Raw genomic sequence first — 15,923 nt, 5'->3', positions numbered from 1 at the left:
CTCTAAACAGGTGGGACCTTCGGCCCTTACCGCCGCCTCCGGTCGGTGATGGGCTGGGTTCAGCACCTCTGGAGGTGGAGTCATGAGCACTCGTACGGCAACGCGGGCGCGGGCCATCGAGTCGGCCTTGGAGGCCGCCCGCTGGGCACCGTCCGTGCACAACACCCAGCCGTGGTCCTTCGCCGTCTCCGGCGAGGAGATCAGCCTGCGGGCCGACGCCGACCGGAAACTGCGCATCAGCGACATAGAGGGCAGGCAACTGCTGATCAGCTGCGGCGCGGCGCTGTTCACCATGCGTACGGCTCTGGCCGGCGAGGGGTACGAGCCCGTGGTCCGGGTCCTGCCCGATCCCGACCGCCCGTCGCTGCTGGCCACGGTGCGAATCGGCGCAACGATCGAGGCCGATGAGCACACCCGGCTGCTCAGGGGCGAGATCGAGCGGCGCCGTACGCACCGCGCGGGCTTCACCAGCCTGCCCGTTCCCCGGCAACTGGTCGAGCAGTTGGTCAAAGAGGCATCGATGGAGCAGGCCAGGCTCACGCCGGTCATGTCCCCGGACGCCGTGCGGGTCATCGCCGCGCTCACCCAGGCTGCGCAGGGCGTACAGGCCCAGGACAGGCTGTTCAGCCTGGAGGTGATCCGCTGGGCCCGCCCGCCGGGCAGCAGCCGCACCGACGGCGTGCCCGCCGAGGGCTACCCGCGCGAGGCGGTACGGACCGACCCGGACTTCCCGCAGCGTGACTACTCCTGGCGGCACGACTGGGGCAGCCAGGCCGACCAGGGCGCGTCGAGCACGGCCGGTGTCGTGGCCCTGCTCACCACCCCCGGTGACACCCGCGAGGAGTGGATCGCCACCGGCCAGGCGCTGCAGCGCGTCCTGCTGCACGCCTCCGCTCACGGCGTCAGCGCCGCCTTCCACACCCAGGCGCTGGAGATGCCCCATTTGCGGGCGTTCCTGCGGGAGTCGCTCTGCTCCGGCGAGCAGCCACAGATGATCATGCGGTTCGGGATCACCTTCGACCAGACCGCCGCGATCCGCCGGCCCCTGTCCGAAGTGGCCGAGTGATCGACGGGGGATGTGCGTCCCGCTGGTGGGGTGCGAAACTGCCCTTATGACGGACATGGGGTCGCACCCGCTGATGCCGGGCATGCGCCTGGACGAACTGCTGGCGGAGCTGCAGGTCCGGCTGAACGCCGTGCTGGCCACCCGCGACCGGGTCCACGCGCTGCTCGAAGCCGTCGTGTCGGTCGGCAGCGACCTGGACCTGGAGACGGTGCTGCGCCGGATCGTGGAGACCGCCACCAAGCTGGTGGACGCGAGCTACGGCGCGTTGGGCGTGGTCGGGCAGGAGAGCACGCTCGTCCAGTTCATCCCGGTCGGGCTCAGCGAAGAGGAGATCGCCCGCATCGAGCACTGGCCGCACGGGCTGGGCCTGCTCGGGCTGCTGATCAAGGACGCCCGGCCGCTGCGGCTGGTGCGGATCTCCGACCATCCCGAGTCCTACGGGTTCCCGCCGGGGCATCCGCCGATGGGCAGTTTCCTGGGTGTCCCGATCCGGGTGCGTGATGTGGTCTTCGGCAACCTCTACCTGACCGAGAAGCGCGGCGGGGCGGAGTTCGACGAGGAGGACGAGGCCATTGTCATCGCGCTGGCCGCCGCCGCCGGCGTCGCCGTGGAGAACGCCCGCCTGTATGAGGAGACCCGGCGGCGCGAGACCTGGCTCCAGGCCTCTTCGGAGGTCACCACCAGCCTGCTGTCCGGCGCCGACCCGCGCGAGGTGCTCACCATGATGGCCCAGCGGGCCAGGGCGATGACCGGAGCCGACCTGGTCAAGGTCCTGCTGCCGCTCGACGGCGTCCTGACGGCGGAGATCGTGGACGGCGAGCTGGCCGACGAGGTGGCCGGCATCACCTTCGACCTCGGCGCCAGCGCGGCCGGCCGGGTGTTCACCCAGGGCGAGCCGCTCAGCCAGGACGACCTGCTGGACGCCGATTCGCCGCTGCGCCGCCTCGGGTTCGGTCCGGAGCTGCTGCTGCCGCTGGGCGCGGGCCGGGCCGTACGCGGCGTGCTGGCCCTGGCCAAGCGCTCGGGGCGGATGCCGTTCACCGCGGCCGACCTGCGGATGCTGGAGTCGTTCGCCGGGCAGGCCGCGATCGCGCTGGCACTGGCCGAGGCCCGCAAGGACGCCGAACGCCTCAACATGCTGGAAGACCGCGACCGGATCGCCAAGGACCTGCACGACGTGGTCATCCAACGGCTGTTCGCCACCGCGCTGACGCTGATGAGCACGGTCAAACTGGTGGAACGCCCGGAGGCGGCCGGCCGCGTACAGCACGCCATCGACGAGCTCGACGAGACCATCCGCCAGATCCGCTCGACCATCTTCGCGCTGCAGAGCCCGCGCGAGAACACCGACCCGAGCCTGCGCGCGCAGATCGTCGGCCTGGTCGAAGCCGCCCGCGGCCATCTGGGGTTCATGCCGGGGCTGCGGATGGAGGGCCCGCTCGACAACCAGGTTCCGGACGCGGTGGCCGAGCACCTGCTCGCCGTGCTGCGCGAAGCGCTGTCCAACGTGGTGCGTCACGCCAAGGCGTCCAGGGCCGACGTGGCGGTGGAGGTCGCGGACGACCAGCTCACGCTCATCGTTCAGGACAACGGCGTCGGCCTGCCCGCCGACGGCAGGCGCAGCGGGCTGCGCAATCTCGAAGACCGCGCCACCGGTCTGGGCGGGGCCCTGGAGATCACCTCTCCGGATCCCGGCGGGGCGCGGCTGTGCTGGCGGGTCCCTCTGTGATCCGGCGCCCCGAGATCTGCTCCGCGTCCACCACGATGTAGTGGTCTCTGCTCCCCGCAGCCCAGGGCTGGAGCGGCAGCGCGGCCAGCCGCGCCAGCTCGGCGGGATCACGTACGGCCCGCGCGTGTCCCACGGTCGTCACCGACCACCCCGTGCGCAGCTCCGGATCGAACTCGTCGGCCTCGAACGCCACCACGGCCTGCCGGGTGGCGGCGGCCAGCTTCGAGCCGATCGCGGTACGGATGACGATGCTCTCGCCGTCGAGACAGAAGTTGACCGGTTGCACGGCGGGCAGAGCGCGGTCGGTGAAGACGATCCGCCCGATCGCGGTCGAGGCCAGCAGATGGAGACACTCCTCACGGGAGAGCACCACCAGGCCGGACGAGTCCAATTGCATGCTGTTTAGGGTCTCTTATCGGATCTACTCATGATTAGGGGCGAAAGTCCCATCATTGTCGGTGAGCGGCCGGATGCGGCCAAGATCCCAAACGCGTATTGAGCTTCCGATGCCGGTGATCGATCATCGGGAGCAGTATCGCTCCCTCGATCGGGAAGGATCTTCATGATTCGCCGCGCACTGCTGGCCGTACTCCTCGCCCTCGGCTACCTCGTCGCCATCACAACCCTCACAAGTGCTCCCGCTTTCGCCCGGGTCTGCCAGCTCGGATACAGCTGCGTCAGCACGTACTACTCCGACGAAACCCGCACCACGGTGGTGGGCGTCAGGTACGTGTCCTGTGAAGGCGCCGGTTCCGGCTGGGGCAGCAAGACGATATACCTCGACTTCCAAGAGACCCCCTGCTGATTGAGGCACTGCGGCGGGGCGGCTTCAGAAGGTGAAGCCGCCCGGTCGTCCGTTGCGGTCGGCGAGCAGGCCGGCCAGGGTGGCGATGGCGATCTCCGGTGGCGTGCGCGAGCCGATGTTGAGCCCGATCGGCCGGTGCACCCGGGCGATGTCCTCCTCCCGCGCGCCGAGCTCGGCCAGCGCCTGGAGATACGGCGCCGGATGGCGCGGGCTGCCCATCACCCCTATCCACCGGCACTTGTGCGCGAGCAGCTCGTGCAGCACGGCGGCGAGCTCCGGGCGGTGGTGGTCGGTGAGCACGATGTCCGCGGTGCCGTCCAGGTCAGCCGGGGGCGCGGTGACGACCTCGAACCCCATCGGCGCCGTGCTCCGGTTCGGCTCTGGCTCGAAGAGGATCACCCGGAATCCCAGGTCGGCGCCGTAGCGCAGCAGATAGTCGGCGACAGGTGAGGCGAACACGGCGACGAGCGTGCGATCACCGCCTCCGGCCGCCGCCCCGCCATGGGCGACGTCACAGAGCGCGTCCGCGCCATGCGAATGGGCGTCATGCGAATGGGCCATACCAGCAGTCTTACCCCGATCGGGCGGCGCCGTCAGGTGACGGGGACGATCTCCGACGAGAGCAGGTGGCCCTCCTCGATCACGAGCAGCCCGATCGTTCCGTGAGGTTGGCGGCGGCGGTCGGTGGGGGAGCCGGGGTTGAAGATCCGCAGCCCGTCCTCGTGATGGTCGAGCGGGATGTGCGAGTGACCGAACACCACGAGGTCGGCGTCCGGGAAGCGCCGCCGCATCCGGTCCCAGCGCCCCTTGGCCGGCCCGCTGTCGTGGATCATCGCCACCCGGAGCCCCGCGAGCTCCAGCTCCAGCGTCTCGGGCGCGTCCACGTCCGGTCCGTCGTTGTTCCCTTTCACCGCGTGAACCGGTGCGTACGCCGCCAGCTCGGCGAGCACCTCGCCGATGCAGACATCGCCCGCGTGCAGGATGACATCGGCTCCCCGCAGCTGGGCGGCCACCCGGTCCGGGCACGACTTCCAGTGCCGCGGGGCATGGGTGTCGGACAGCACCGCCGCCCTCATATCCGTGTCTCCCACCGCATCTCGCCGGCCTGCCACTGGTCGGTGGGGTGCAGTCCGGCGGAGGCGGCGACGGCGGCCGAGGCGGCGTGATCGGGGTGGATGTGCGCGACGATCGTGTCGATCTCCTGGTCCACGATCCATCCGACCAGCGCCTTGGCGGCCTCACTGGCCAGGCCGCGGCCCTGCCAGGGGGTGCCGATCACCCAGGCGATCTCGGCGCTGCGGCCGTCGATCGTGGCCTGGACGTACCCCACCAGACAGTCGTCCTCGCGCAGCCGGATCACCCAGTTGCGCCAGCCGGGCGGCCCGGCGACCAGGCGCTCGTAGCGATTGCGCAGCTCGTACACGGTCGCGGGCGTACCACCGATGAAAGTGTGCAGGGCGGGATCGGAGAGCACGACGGCCATCTCGTCCGCGTGCTCGACCGCAAGGGGGAGCAGGACGAGCCGAGGGGCCTCGATGATGTCCACGTGGCCCACGATATCGGGACTGTTCGCCGGGCCTACTCGGCGGCTCGCTGGGGGAGCAGCGCCTCGGCGAGCTGCCGCCATCGCGGCATGGCCGACTGGCCGGGCTGGATGCCGAGCACCTGGATGCCGACGTGGTCGGCGCCGGCCTCGAGGTGGTCGTGCAGCTTGCGGACGATCGTGTCGAGGTCGCCCCAGAACACCAGGTCGTCGACGAGCCGGTCGCTGCCCCGGCCGCCGTCGATGTCCGCTTCGGTGTAGCCCAGGCGAAGGAACTTGGCGATGTTGTACTTCGTCGTGAAGTACACGTGCAGATGCTCGCGGGCGATCTCACGCGCCTTGCCCGGGTCGGTCTCGAAGAGCACCGCGTGCTCGACGCCGAGGAACGGGCCGTCGCCCAGCACCTCCCGCGCCTGCGCGGTGTGCCCCACCGTCACGTGGTAGGTATGAGCGCCTTCGGACCGATCGCGGGCCAGCTCGAGCATCTTCGGTCCGTACGCGGCCAGCAGGCGTCGCATCGGCGCCTTCGGCAGAGGGTTGGCGCTCGTCGCCGCGTCCATCTCGTCCAGGTAGTCGCTCATCGCCTGAAGCGGCTTGGCCCCGGGCTGCCCGCCCCCGAAGCCGAGTCCGAGCAGGTGGCGATTCGGATAGGCGTCGGCCAGGAGCAGCGCCGCGCCCTGGGTCCATCGTGGCTCGCGGGACCAGATCCGCGCGATGCCGTTGATGACGTTGATGCGCTCGGTGCTGGCCAGCAGGAACCCGGCGTGCGTCATCGCCTCGCGCCCGTCCCGCTCCGGGATCCAGAACGCCGGCCAGCCGAGCTCCTCGAGCTCCTGGATGGACTCTCGCATCATGCTCGCCGGCTGGTCTTCGAAGTCGAACGTCCAGACCCCGAAGCGCCCCACATCCATGCCCTCGATCGCGCCCATGGCTCCTCCTCGCCTCGATCGGTACGAATCGAAGTATCGCAGAAAGTCGATATGAGAACAAATGCGAGGCTCGAAGTACCGCGTAGCGAACGCTAGAGCGAGCGGCCGAGCACGTCGACGAGCTGGGCGATGCGTTCCTCGTCGCGCCGGTAGTGCGTCCACTTCCCCACGCGAGTGGAGCGGACCAGCCCGGCACGCTGCAGCGAGGCCATGTAGGCGGAGACGGTCGACTGCGCGAGCCCGGTCTTGGCCTGAATGTGGCTCACGCACACGCCGACCTCATGCTGGTCCGCGATCGCCTGGTCCGGCGGGAAATGGAGGTCGGGATCGCGCAGCCACTGGAGCACCTGAAGCCGCACGGGATTGGCCAGCGCCTTGAACACGTCAAGTAGCTGCGCGGAGGCGTCCGGTGAGGATTTGGTGTGTGTTGTCATGGGCCGTCGAGACGAGTATAGGTTCATCCCGACGTCTGCCGGGGCTGTGGCAGGTGAAAGGATCGGAGCCTTGACGCCGGATGCCGCCGCTGGCCCGGCGCGGAAAGGTACGTGAGATGGCTCCGAGTGTCGCGACCGCCCGCCGTGTCGAACTGCCCGAACTCCTGGATTTCCTCCGTCCCAGGCATCACGGTCTGCTGTCGACCACCCGTGCCGACGGGCGGCCCCAGCTCTCGCCGGTCTCCTGCGGGGTCGACGAGGGCGGCCGGATCGTGGTGTCCACCTATCCCGATCGGGCCAAGACGCGCAACGCCCGCCGCGACGAGCGGGCGTCGATCTGCGTGCTGTCCGACGACTGGAACGGCCCGTACGTCCAGGTCGACGGACGTGCCGAAGTGCTGGACATGCCCGAGGCGCTCGACTCGCTCGTGGAGTACTACCGGTGCATCTCGGGCGAGCATCCCGATTGGGAGGAATATCGCGCGGCCATGCGGCGGCAGGGGAAGTCCCTCATCCGCCTGCGCATCGACCGCTGGAGCCCGATCGCGACCGGCGGGTTCCCCGCCCGGCTGGCGCAGTAGCGGCACGACCGGTTCGCGGGTAAATGACGTAAGGCCCGTCTGACCTGGGGCTTGTTCTTCGCGGCGCTTGATGGCATTCTGGCCCGACTGAAGGTGACACGTGTAGACCTCAGTCAGAAGGAGCTAGGGGATGAAGTTCTACAGGGTGATCGTCGCGGCAACCCTGGCCGGCGCCCTGGCCGCCTGCGGGTCAGGCGCGTCAGGCGGGTCAGACGGGTCGAGCGGATCAAGCGGCGCGAGCCGGGCCGCCGACGCGGCGGGCCCGATCCAGTTCGTCGGCCCGGAGGATCCCAAGACCTTCGCCCCGGTCATCGCCGGGTTCGAGGCCAAGAACCCGGGGCTCAAGGTGACGTACACCCAGGTCCCCTTCGACCAGCTCAACACCGTGCTCCAGCAGCGCCTCGCGGCCAAGGACGACTCGATCGACGTCTACACGGTGGACCAGCCGCGCGTCGCCGCGCTCGCCACCCGCGGCTTCCTCACCGACCTGACCGCCTTGACGGACAAGGTGAAGAGCGCCGCGCTCCCCGGCCAGTACGAGGTCAACGTCTTCAGGGACAAGCTGTGGGCGCTGCCCATCTGGACCTCCGACCAGTTCCTCTTCTACAACACCGAGCTGCTGGAGAAGGCGGGCGTCCAGCCGCCGTCGAGTGACCCGGCCAAGCGGTGGACGTGGGAGCAGACGGTCGAGGCCGGCAAGAAGGCGCAGGAGAAGGCCGGCGCCCAGTGGGCGGTCATCCCCGAGCAGATCGAGCAGTTCTACCAGTTGCAGAGCCTCGCCGAGTCGCTCGGCGGCGGATCCGGGATCACCGGCCCCGAGATGCTGACGCCCGCCATCACGACCGACGGCTGGCTCAAGGCGATGACCTGGTACCACGGCCTGTTCGCGAACAAGCTGGCCCCGCGCGGCGTCGGCTCCTTCCAGACCTCGCCGCTGTTCAGCGAGGGCAAGGTGGCCTTCTTCGCCGGCGGCCCGTGGGACGTGGGCACGTTCGCCGCGGCCAAGGGGCTGAAGTGGGGCGTCGCGCCGTACCCGTACTTCCAGGGCGGTAAGCCGGTGACCCCGACCGGCTCGTGGTCGTGGGGCGTCAACCCGGCCTCCAAGAAGCAGACGGCGGCGCAGAAGTTCATCGAGTACGCGGCGCTCGACCCCGAAGGCAACCTCCAGACCACGCAGAACACCACGATCATCCCGTCGAGCAAGGCGGCGTTCGAGAAGTACGTACCCCTGCTGGACGCCAAGGCGAAGGGCGTCGGCGAGATCATGACGTACGACGCCGAGCACACGGCGGTGGCGCGGCCCAGGTCGGTCGGCTACATCCAGTTCGAGGACATCATGACCAAGGCGTTCGCCGACATCCGCAACGGCGCCGACCCCAAGGCCCGGCTCGGCCAGGCGACGCAGGAGATCACCACCGCCTGGAAGCAGCTTCGATGAAGGTGGCGCTGGCCTTCCTGGCGCCCGCGCTGGTGGCCCTGCTGGCGCTCCGGCTGATCCCCGCGGCCATCGCCGTCGGCAGCAGCCTGCGGCACACCAGCCTGGTCACCGGCGAGACGTCCTTCGTCGGGCTCGGCAACTACGTGACGCTGTTCGACGATCCGACGTTCCTGCAGAGCGTCAAGGTCACGCTGGTGTTCAGCCTGATCGTGAACCCGCTGCAGATCGCGGTGGCGCTGGCGCTGGCGGTCCTGTACACGCAGAAGTTCGCCGGGGTGCGCTCCCTGCGCTCCCTGGTGATCCTGCCGATCGCGGTGCCGCCCGCGGTGTCGGCGGCCATCTGGAGCGTGGCCTACCGGCCCGACGGGATGCTCAACGCCGTGCTGCACGTGCTCGGCATCCCGCAGCAGCCGTTCCTGACCTCGCCGCAGCAGGCGCTGTGGTGCCTGATCGTGCTGCTGTCGTGGATCGGGGTCGGCTACTGGATGATGTTCCTGATCGCCGGCATGCAGGACATCCCGCGCGAGCTCTATGAGGCGGCGGGCATCGACGGCGCCTCCGCCTGGGCCAAATTCTGGCATGTGACGCTGCCGCTGCTGCGCAGGCCGCTGGCGTTCGTGCTGGTGGCCGACACGGTGTCGAACTTCCTGGTCTTCGCCCCGGTCCAGATGCTGACCAACGGCGGCCCGCAGGGATCCACGAACGTCACCATGTTCGACATCTTCACCCGCGCCTACAGCGTCGGCGACCTCAACCTGGCCCAGGCCGAGGTCATGCTGCTGGTGCTGGTCGTGCTCGCGGTGGTCATCGTCCAGTTCCGCCTGCTGCGCGCCAAGGACTGAGCATGCTCAGAAGGACACTCGCCGCACTCGTCGGCCTCGCTTTCGCGCTGCCCCTGCTCTGGGCGCTCAGCAGCTCGCTGCGCGGTACGGGCAACCTCGGCAACTCGCTGATCCCCGCCGACCCGACGCTCGCCAACTACCTGGCGCTGCTCACGGGCGGCTTCGGCCGGGCCATCGCCAACTCGCTGCTCGTCGCGCTGGCCACGGTCCTGATCGGGCTGGCCATCTCCGCGGCGGCGGCGTTCGGCCTGTCGGCCATCAGGTTCAAGGGCCAGGCCGTGGTCTTCGGCCTCGTCGTGCTGAGCTTCCTCATCCCGTTCGACGCGATCGCGATCCCGCTGGCCACGCTGTTTCGCGACTGGAACCTGCAGAACACCTACGCCGGCCTCATCCTGCCCGGCCTCGGCCACGGCCTGGCCATCTTCCTGCTGCGCCAGTTCTTCCTGGCCATCCCGGCCGAGCTGGTGGAGGCGGCGCGGATCGACGGGCTGGGCTGGTTCGGCGTGTTCGCCCGGCTCTACCTGCCGCTGTCGCGTCCCGCCCTCGTCAGCGCGGGCCTGACGCTGTTCATCTTCCAGTGGCAGGCGTACGTCTGGCCGCTGCTCATCGGCACCGACACCGCCCATCAACTCGGCCCGATCGCCTTGGCCAACATGCGCGGGCAGTTCACCATCGACTATGGGCAGTTGTTCGCCGGCTCGGTCGTGCTGACCGTGATCCCGCTGGCCATCATCCTGCGCTTCCAGCGCCAGTTCACCCAGTCCATCGCGACGACCGGGCTCAAGTAGCCGCATCAGAGAAAGGCCACCATGGCTGACCGTCAGATCATTCTCGACACCGACCTCGGCTCCGACGTGGACGACGCGCTCGCGCTGGCCGTCCTGCTCGGGTCGCCGGAGGTGGACCTGCTGGGCTGCGTCACCGTCTACGGTGACACGGCGCTGCGGGCGCGGCTGGCCAAGCGGCTGGTACGGCTGGCGGGCCGTACCCTGACCGTGGTGCCCGGCGCGGAGAAGACACTCACCGACCGCGAGGTCTGGTGGGCGGGCCACGAGGGCAAGCTCTTCGCCGACCTCGACACCGAGCAGGTCTCCCATGAGCCGGACGCCACCACCTACCTCACCGAGCGGGTGCGCCGGGCGCCGGGCGAGATCGACGTCGTCGCGATCGGCCCGCTGACCAACATCGCGAACGCCATCCAGGCCGACCCGTCGTTCGCGGCGAACGTCCGGCACCTGTGGATCATGGGCGGCCGCTTCGACTCCCCGGAGCCCGAGCACAACCTCAAGTGCGACCCCGAGGCCGCGAAGATCGTGTTCGACTCCGGCGCCCCCATCACCGTGACCGGGCTGGAGATCACCACGACCGTGCGGCTGGGGGCCGGCGACGTGGCCAGGATCGCCGAGGCGGGCGAGTTCGGGAAGGCGCTGAAGGCGGAGATCGAGCAGTGGTGGCGGTTCTGGAACGAGGAGTGGAACAGCCCGCACGACCCGATCACAGTGCTGACGCTGCTGGCGCCCGACCTGTTCGGGTTCACCGGGGAAGGCCACGTGGCGATCGACGCCGAAGGCGGCAGCGTGTTCACCGAGGGCGCGGGCCGTACCAGGATCACGGTGGCGGCCCGTGCGGACGAGGTGGCCGCGCAGATCGTCGCCAGAACCGTCGCGGGACCCCGCTAGGGAGTGCGCGGGTCCTGGCAGCCGCATGAGCCGCGGCGGACGAGCTCGGCGGGGAAGATCCGGGTGACCGGCTCGGTCTCGCCCTGCTCGATGGCGGCGATCAGGGTCTCGGCGGCGAAGCGGGCCATCTCGTCGATCGGCTGCCTGATCGTCGTCAGGCCCGGCACGGTGAACGCGGACTCGCGCGCCCCGTCGAACCCGATGATCGCCAGGTCGGCGGGCACCCGCAGGCCCAGGTCGGCGGCGGCGCGCATGGCGCCGATCGCCTGGTGGTCAGTGGTGGCGAACAGCGCCGTCGGGCGCTCGGCCAGCAGCTCGGTGGCGGCCGAGTAGCCGCCCTCCAGGCTGATCCCGGCGTGCGCGACCAGTGAGCTGTCGAGCCCCTTCTCGGCCAGCCCCTTGCGCCAGCCCGCCAGCCGCAGCTCGACCGCCGTGATGTTCAGCGGCCCGCCGACGAACGCGAGCCGGGTGTGCCCGTGCCCGGCCAGGTGCGCGGCGGCGAGATAACCGCCTTCCTCGTCGTCGACGGCCAGCCTGGAGAAGAACGGCGGCGCCTCGTGGTCGATCGTCACGACCGGGACGCGCCCCTCCAGCTCCTTGACCTGCTGGGCCGACGGGCGTACACGCATCAGCACCAGCCCGTCGACCTGCCGCTCCAGGAACGACCGCACGTAGCCCTCGGCGCGTACGGGCTGCTCGGCCGAGTTGCCGAGCAGGACGGAGTAGCCGCGCTCCCAGGCCACGTCCTCGCACGACCTGGTGAACTCGCCGAAGAACGGGCTCTTGCCACCCGCGCTGTCAGAGGCGATGACACCGATCGTCCACGTCCGCCGCGCACGCAAAGACCTGGCCACGGCGTTGGGACGGTAGCCCAGCTCCTCGACGGCGGCCAGCACCCGGCTCTTGGTCGCCGCGGACACCGGCTTGGGACCGTTGTTCATCACATAACTGACCACGGCGGGCGAGGTCCCGGCCAAGCGCGCCACGTCATTACGGGTTACCACGATCTCACCACTTTACCTGCGAATCAGCACCGTTGGACGGGCGGATACCGGTGCGCCCCCAGGAGGGGTGCCGCCTGCGACGATCGCGTCGCGGCGGCCGGGGGCACGTCCGTCAGGCGCGGTCGGCGGCGATGAGGAGGTACTGGAAGCTGCCGTTCTTGTAGGCGTCGAGGAAGGGTTGCTCGATGCCGGTGGCAAGGGAGCTCTTGGCACGCAGCTCCCAGTAGGGGATCGTCGCGGGCGTGAGGTCCACGACGCCGATGGGGACGAGGCGGTTGGCCGCCATCTCCTTGAAGTACGTGCTGCGCGGATGGATGTCGCAGATGTAGTGCGCGTTGATCTGGCTGATGGCCCGGGACGGCAGGCCGTAGGCGTCGTTGTAGCAGCCGGTGATGCACACGTATCGGCCACCGCGGTTCAGCAGCCGGGCGTGCTCGGCGAACAGCAGCGAGAGCTCGACGTACATCGTGCTCTCGTTGTTCCAGATCGCCTGGAACGATCCAGTTTCGAAGCGGGTGTCGAGCATGTTGCGGAAGTGGAAGCTGACCTTGCCGTCCACGCCGCGCTGCCTGGCCTGCTCGTTGGCGAAGGCGACCTGGGACTCGGAAATGGACACGCCGTCCACCTGACAGCCGAAGCGCAGGTTGGCGACGATGCTGGAGCCGCCTCTGCCCGAGCCCGCGTCCATGACCCTGTGGTGGGGTTCGAGCGGACCGAGCCAGCTCATGAGGAGGTCGGTCTGCGCGGATTCGAGCCGATGGAGCTCCCTGATCACGCGTTCGTCCCGGGTCTCCGCGGCGCCGTCCAGCACGGTCCAGTCGACGGCGCCGATGCCGTAGTGATGGTGGTAGATGCCGTCCACTTCGCCCAGGCGGAGGTTGACCGGGTTCTTCTCGGTGTTCCAGTAGTCGGCGACGGATCGCTGGTAGAGGCTGTTGAGGACGGTGGAGTCCTGCGTAGCGGTCACCTGAGGGATTCCCTTCTTCGCGAACTGGCGGGGAGCGGGGTCAAGACTGGTAGCGGCTGGTGGAGCCGTGCCATTCGAGGCATCCGGCCATCCACCCCTGGGCTCCGCGCAGGAACCGGTGGAGTTCCGCTGACGGGACGGCGGTGAGCTCGCGCCGGCTGGATTCGAAGCCCCTGACGAGATCGTTGTGGAGGGCGACCGCGCGTTCGGTCGCCTCGCGGATCGAACACTTCTCCTCGGCCGCGATGAGCAGGATCACGTTGGAGTCCGGGAGTTCGTCGGCGGCCTCCTTCTCGACGGAATACAGGTCGTTGACCAGGACGCTGGCGGTGCCTGCCTGCATGAGCGCGGTGTGGAAGCGCCGCTCGAAGAAGAGGTCGGCGGGGAGGTGGTAACCGCCCACGATGTCGATCAGCGTCATGGAGGTGTAGAAGCTGTCGTGCTGACGCGCTGCGAGGTAGCGCCAGACCGGCGGTGGCGTCTCCAGGTAGCGCCAAGCCGCGTAGGCGGCCCAGCTCACGTACATCTGGGAGGTGATGTTGCAGACGCGCCCGACCTGTGACGGGGTGGCGTGCCGGGAGATGTGGGTGATGCTCGACCTCAGCGAGACCAGGACGGGGTCGGCCTGGATCGCGTCCTCGAGCTGGCAGGTGTAGTCGCCCGCGGGCGGGGGCGGGTCCATGGCGGAGGTCACCAGGGCCAGCCGCGGCGGCAGTTCGGTCGGTGTCGCGCCCAGCGCGGTCTCGTCGGCGTAGTAGTCGTCGGCCGCCCACCAGGCGGCGTTCATCTGCGCCGCGACCAGCAGCATGTCGGGGTCGTCGGTGTCGGGGTGCGTGAGCATGGCCAGCCGGCCGTAGCCCGTGTCGCCGAACTCCTTCATCCGGCCCTCGTGGATCCCGACCCGCTCCGCCCACGCCACCAGCCGCCGGTTGACCTCGTCGGCCAGGTCCTCGTCGATGCGTACGGTGTCGGGGCAGTACAGCGGCGGATACGACCCGTCGCCCCACTCCCGCTCCTGGTAGGCGAGGGGTGCGAGGCTGTGCTTGCGTACGGCGCCCGGAAGGGTCGGGTGCGGCAGCGGAGGTTCGTGCCCGTCATGCTCACAGGGCCTGGCCGCGGGCCGTAGGTCGGAGAGCGGGACGCGCAGCGCCGAGGTGCCCAGGCCGGTGGGACCTGCCGGCATCCGGGCCAGGGCGTCCGGCTCCTCTGGTACGGCCTGGACCTGGGTGGTGGCGGCTCGGCGGACGGAGGGGCCGGTCGGCAGCGTAATGGCGGCGGGAGGTGCTGGGGTGTCGTCTGCGGACATGACGCCCTCTTCCTACGATGATGATCGGTCAGGATCGAGGGGCGGCGATGTTGACGTTCTCCAGGATCCCGATCGCGTCGGAGACCAGGATCGCCGTCGAGTAGTAGGCGCTGACCAAGTAGGACATCACGGCCTGGCTGCTGGTCTCCATGAAGCGGACGTTCAGGCCGGGCTCGTACTCCTCGGGGATGCCGACCTGGTGGAGGCCGACCACCCCCTGGTCCTCCTCGCCCGTGCGCATGGCCACGATCGAGCTGGTGTGCCCGTCGGTGATCGGGATCTTGCCGCAGGGGAAGATCGGGATGCCGCGCCAGGCCGGGATCTCGTGGCCGTTGACGTTGGCGCTGCCCACGGTCAGGCCGCGCTTGTTGCATTCGCGGAAGAACGCCGCGATCGCCTTGGGATGTGCGAGCAGCAGGCGGGTCTTGCGGCGCATGCTGATCAGGTCATCGAGGTCGTCCGGGGTCGGGGGGCCTGACCAGGTGTTGATCCGCTGTCCGTAATCCGCGTTGTGCAGCAGCCCGAACTCGCGGTTGTTGAGCATCTCCCATTCCTGGCGCTCGCGGATCTCGTGGATCGTCAGGCGGAGCTGCTCCTCGAACTGGTTCATCGGTTCGTTGTAGAGGTCCGCCACGCGGGTGTGGACCCGCAGGATGGTCTGCGAGACGCTCAGTTCGTACTCGCGAGGATGGAGCTCGTAGTCCACGAAGGTGCCGCCGAGGTGTGGCTCGCCGACGTGCCCGGCGGCCACCTCGACCGCCGCCTCGCCGCGTTTGTTGACGGGCTTGCGGGTGCCCTCCAGATAACGCTGGAGGTGCTCCCGCAGGGCGGGCGATCCGTCGATCAGCCGCTGAAGCTCCTGCCGCGGCGACACCATGACCGTCCCGGCGGTGTCGGCCCTGACCGAGTAGGGCCACCGGGGATCGTCCTGCGCGAAGACCTCGTCGCCGAACTGGTCACCGTCCGCGATGACCCCGAGGGTCACCGTGCCGCCGTATTGGCCGGTGGACAGCCGGTTGAGCCGGCCGTGGGCGATGACGAAGGTCTCGACGACCGGCGCCCCGGCCGCGACGATGACCTCCCCGGCCTGGAAGTGCCGGGTCGTGAACGTGGAGGCGATCGCGCTCAGCACGTCCAGGTCGTCGAACCCGCGCAGCGCGGGCAGCTCCGCGAGCGTCTCCGGGATGATCCACACATCGTCGGCTCCGTCCTGCACCACGCCGACCCGGCCGCGTCCCACCGCGTGGGTCAGCCTGCGGTTGACCCGATAGGTGCCCCCGGCCACGTCCACCCAGGGAAGCATGCGCAGCAGCCAGCGGGAGGTGATGGCTTGCATCTGCGGGCGGGTCTTGGTGGTGGTGGCCAGATTGCGCGCGGCCCGGGTGCCCAGGCTCAGCGGCTTTTCCCCTTGCTCGGTGGACATGTTTCCTCGCACTCTCTGATCGTGGAATGAAACCCGTCAGCTCGTACGGGTGGGAAATCGCTTCCGGAGAAATCAGATCGACGAGGATAATTCCTCAGTCCTGGTGGCGCGGAATGTGAGCGGCGTCGTCATCGAATTATCGGTCGCCTCACGCTTGGGGTTCGGTCGCGACGTCTT

The 15,923-nt window shown here is 69.3% G+C and carries 18 protein-coding genes; 8 read left to right on the top strand and 10 right to left on the bottom strand.

Going from position 1 to position 15,923, the window contains the following annotated elements; translation table 11 throughout:
- The first annotated feature begins 82 nt into the window (after positions 1–82).
- Both KLK06_RS25975 and KLK06_RS25970 read left to right on the top strand, forming a co-directional pair.
- Positions 83–1,066, top strand: coding sequence for a nitroreductase family protein (locus tag KLK06_RS25975; protein ID WP_214638229.1), 984 nt, complete (start codon positions 83–85; stop codon positions 1,064–1,066).
- Between the two features lie 46 nt (positions 1,067–1,112).
- A complete protein-coding gene (locus KLK06_RS25970; RefSeq protein ID WP_214638228.1) occupies positions 1,113–2,795 on the top strand; it encodes a GAF domain-containing protein in 1,683 nt (560 codons plus the stop codon).
- On the opposite strand, the gene KLK06_RS25965 is transcribed toward KLK06_RS25970, so the two are convergent.
- The gene (locus KLK06_RS25965; protein ID WP_214638227.1) at positions 2,743–3,192 is read right to left on the bottom strand and encodes a pyridoxamine 5'-phosphate oxidase family protein; all 450 of its coding nucleotides are present in this window, start codon (positions 3,190–3,192) and stop codon (positions 2,743–2,745) included. The two genes, KLK06_RS25970 and KLK06_RS25965, sit on opposite strands and share 53 nt — an antisense overlap.
- Before the next feature lie 165 nt (positions 3,193–3,357).
- Here KLK06_RS25965 and KLK06_RS25960 point away from each other — a divergent pair, with 165 nt between their 5' ends.
- Entirely contained in the window at positions 3,358–3,600 is a 243-nt protein-coding gene (locus tag KLK06_RS25960) for a DUF6289 family protein (protein WP_214638226.1), read from the top strand.
- 24 nt (positions 3,601–3,624) lie between these two features.
- Here KLK06_RS25960 and KLK06_RS25955 read toward each other — a convergent pair whose 3' ends face one another.
- The 5 genes from KLK06_RS25955 to KLK06_RS25935 all read right to left on the bottom strand — a co-directional run bounded on the left by KLK06_RS25955 (position 3,625) and on the right by KLK06_RS25935 (position 6,506).
- Positions 3,625–4,161 carry an XdhC family protein gene (locus KLK06_RS25955; protein WP_214638225.1) on the bottom strand — a complete coding sequence of 179 codons (537 nt, stop codon included), beginning with the start codon at positions 4,159–4,161 and terminating at the stop codon, positions 3,625–3,627.
- Positions 4,162–4,193: 32 nt separating this feature from the next.
- Positions 4,194–4,676 (bottom strand): metallophosphoesterase family protein, encoded by a 483-nt coding sequence (locus tag KLK06_RS25950; protein WP_214638224.1) that lies wholly within the window; start codon positions 4,674–4,676, stop codon positions 4,194–4,196.
- Positions 4,673–5,146, bottom strand: a complete 474-nt coding sequence (locus tag KLK06_RS25945) for a GNAT family N-acetyltransferase (RefSeq protein WP_308168446.1) — start codon at positions 5,144–5,146, stop codon at positions 4,673–4,675. The genes KLK06_RS25950 and KLK06_RS25945 overlap by 4 nt, the downstream gene beginning before the upstream one ends.
- Before the next feature lie 32 nt (positions 5,147–5,178).
- Positions 5,179–6,072, bottom strand: a complete 894-nt coding sequence (locus KLK06_RS25940; RefSeq protein ID WP_214638222.1) for a TIGR03620 family F420-dependent LLM class oxidoreductase — start codon at positions 6,070–6,072, stop codon at positions 5,179–5,181.
- Positions 6,073–6,164: 92 nt separating this feature from the next.
- A complete protein-coding gene (locus KLK06_RS25935; protein ID WP_214638221.1) occupies positions 6,165–6,506 on the bottom strand; it encodes a helix-turn-helix transcriptional regulator in 342 nt (113 codons plus the stop codon).
- A 116-nt stretch (positions 6,507–6,622) separates the two neighbouring features.
- Between KLK06_RS25935 and KLK06_RS25930 the strand changes: the two genes are divergently transcribed.
- The 5 genes from KLK06_RS25930 to KLK06_RS25910 all read left to right on the top strand — a co-directional run bounded on the left by KLK06_RS25930 (position 6,623) and on the right by KLK06_RS25910 (position 11,046).
- Entirely contained in the window at positions 6,623–7,087 is a 465-nt protein-coding gene (locus KLK06_RS25930) for a PPOX class F420-dependent oxidoreductase (protein WP_214638220.1), read from the top strand.
- Between the two features lie 130 nt (positions 7,088–7,217).
- Entirely contained in the window at positions 7,218–8,525 is a 1,308-nt protein-coding gene (locus KLK06_RS25925; protein ID WP_214638219.1) for a sugar ABC transporter substrate-binding protein, read from the top strand.
- Positions 8,522–9,367, top strand: coding sequence for a carbohydrate ABC transporter permease (locus tag KLK06_RS25920; RefSeq protein ID WP_214638218.1), 846 nt, complete (start codon positions 8,522–8,524; stop codon positions 9,365–9,367). The genes KLK06_RS25925 and KLK06_RS25920 overlap by 4 nt, the downstream gene beginning before the upstream one ends.
- Positions 9,368–9,369: 2 nt before the next feature.
- Complete coding sequence (locus KLK06_RS25915) at positions 9,370–10,155, top strand: carbohydrate ABC transporter permease (protein ID WP_214638217.1); 786 nt, start codon at positions 9,370–9,372, stop codon at positions 10,153–10,155.
- Between the two features lie 21 nt (positions 10,156–10,176).
- A complete protein-coding gene (locus KLK06_RS25910; protein WP_214638216.1) occupies positions 10,177–11,046 on the top strand; it encodes a nucleoside hydrolase in 870 nt (289 codons plus the stop codon).
- Here KLK06_RS25910 and KLK06_RS25905 read toward each other — a convergent pair.
- The 4 genes from KLK06_RS25905 to KLK06_RS25890 all read right to left on the bottom strand — a co-directional run bounded on the left by KLK06_RS25905 (position 11,043) and on the right by KLK06_RS25890 (position 15,746).
- Positions 11,043–12,050 carry a LacI family DNA-binding transcriptional regulator gene (locus KLK06_RS25905; protein WP_214638215.1) on the bottom strand — a complete coding sequence of 336 codons (1,008 nt, stop codon included), beginning with the start codon at positions 12,048–12,050 and terminating at the stop codon, positions 11,043–11,045. The two genes, KLK06_RS25910 and KLK06_RS25905, sit on opposite strands and share 4 nt — an antisense overlap.
- Positions 12,051–12,162: 112 nt before the next feature.
- The gene (locus tag KLK06_RS25900) at positions 12,163–13,017 is read right to left on the bottom strand and encodes a geranyl diphosphate 2-C-methyltransferase (RefSeq protein WP_214638214.1); all 855 of its coding nucleotides are present in this window, start codon (positions 13,015–13,017) and stop codon (positions 12,163–12,165) included.
- Positions 13,018–13,057: 40 nt separating this feature from the next.
- Positions 13,058–14,323 carry a family 2 encapsulin nanocompartment cargo protein terpene cyclase gene (locus tag KLK06_RS25895; protein ID WP_214638213.1) on the bottom strand — a complete coding sequence of 422 codons (1,266 nt, stop codon included), beginning with the start codon at positions 14,321–14,323 and terminating at the stop codon, positions 13,058–13,060.
- Positions 14,324–14,351: 28 nt separating this feature from the next.
- Entirely contained in the window at positions 14,352–15,746 is a 1,395-nt protein-coding gene (locus tag KLK06_RS25890; RefSeq protein ID WP_214638212.1) for a family 2B encapsulin nanocompartment shell protein, read from the bottom strand.
- Positions 15,747–15,923 lie beyond the last annotated feature (177 nt).

Origin of the sequence: Nonomuraea sp. NEAU-A123 (assembly GCF_018603905.1) — a bacterium.
Classification (GTDB): Bacteria; Actinomycetota; Actinomycetes; order Streptosporangiales; family Streptosporangiaceae; genus Nonomuraea.
This window is presented reverse-complemented; position numbering and strand designations above follow the sequence as displayed.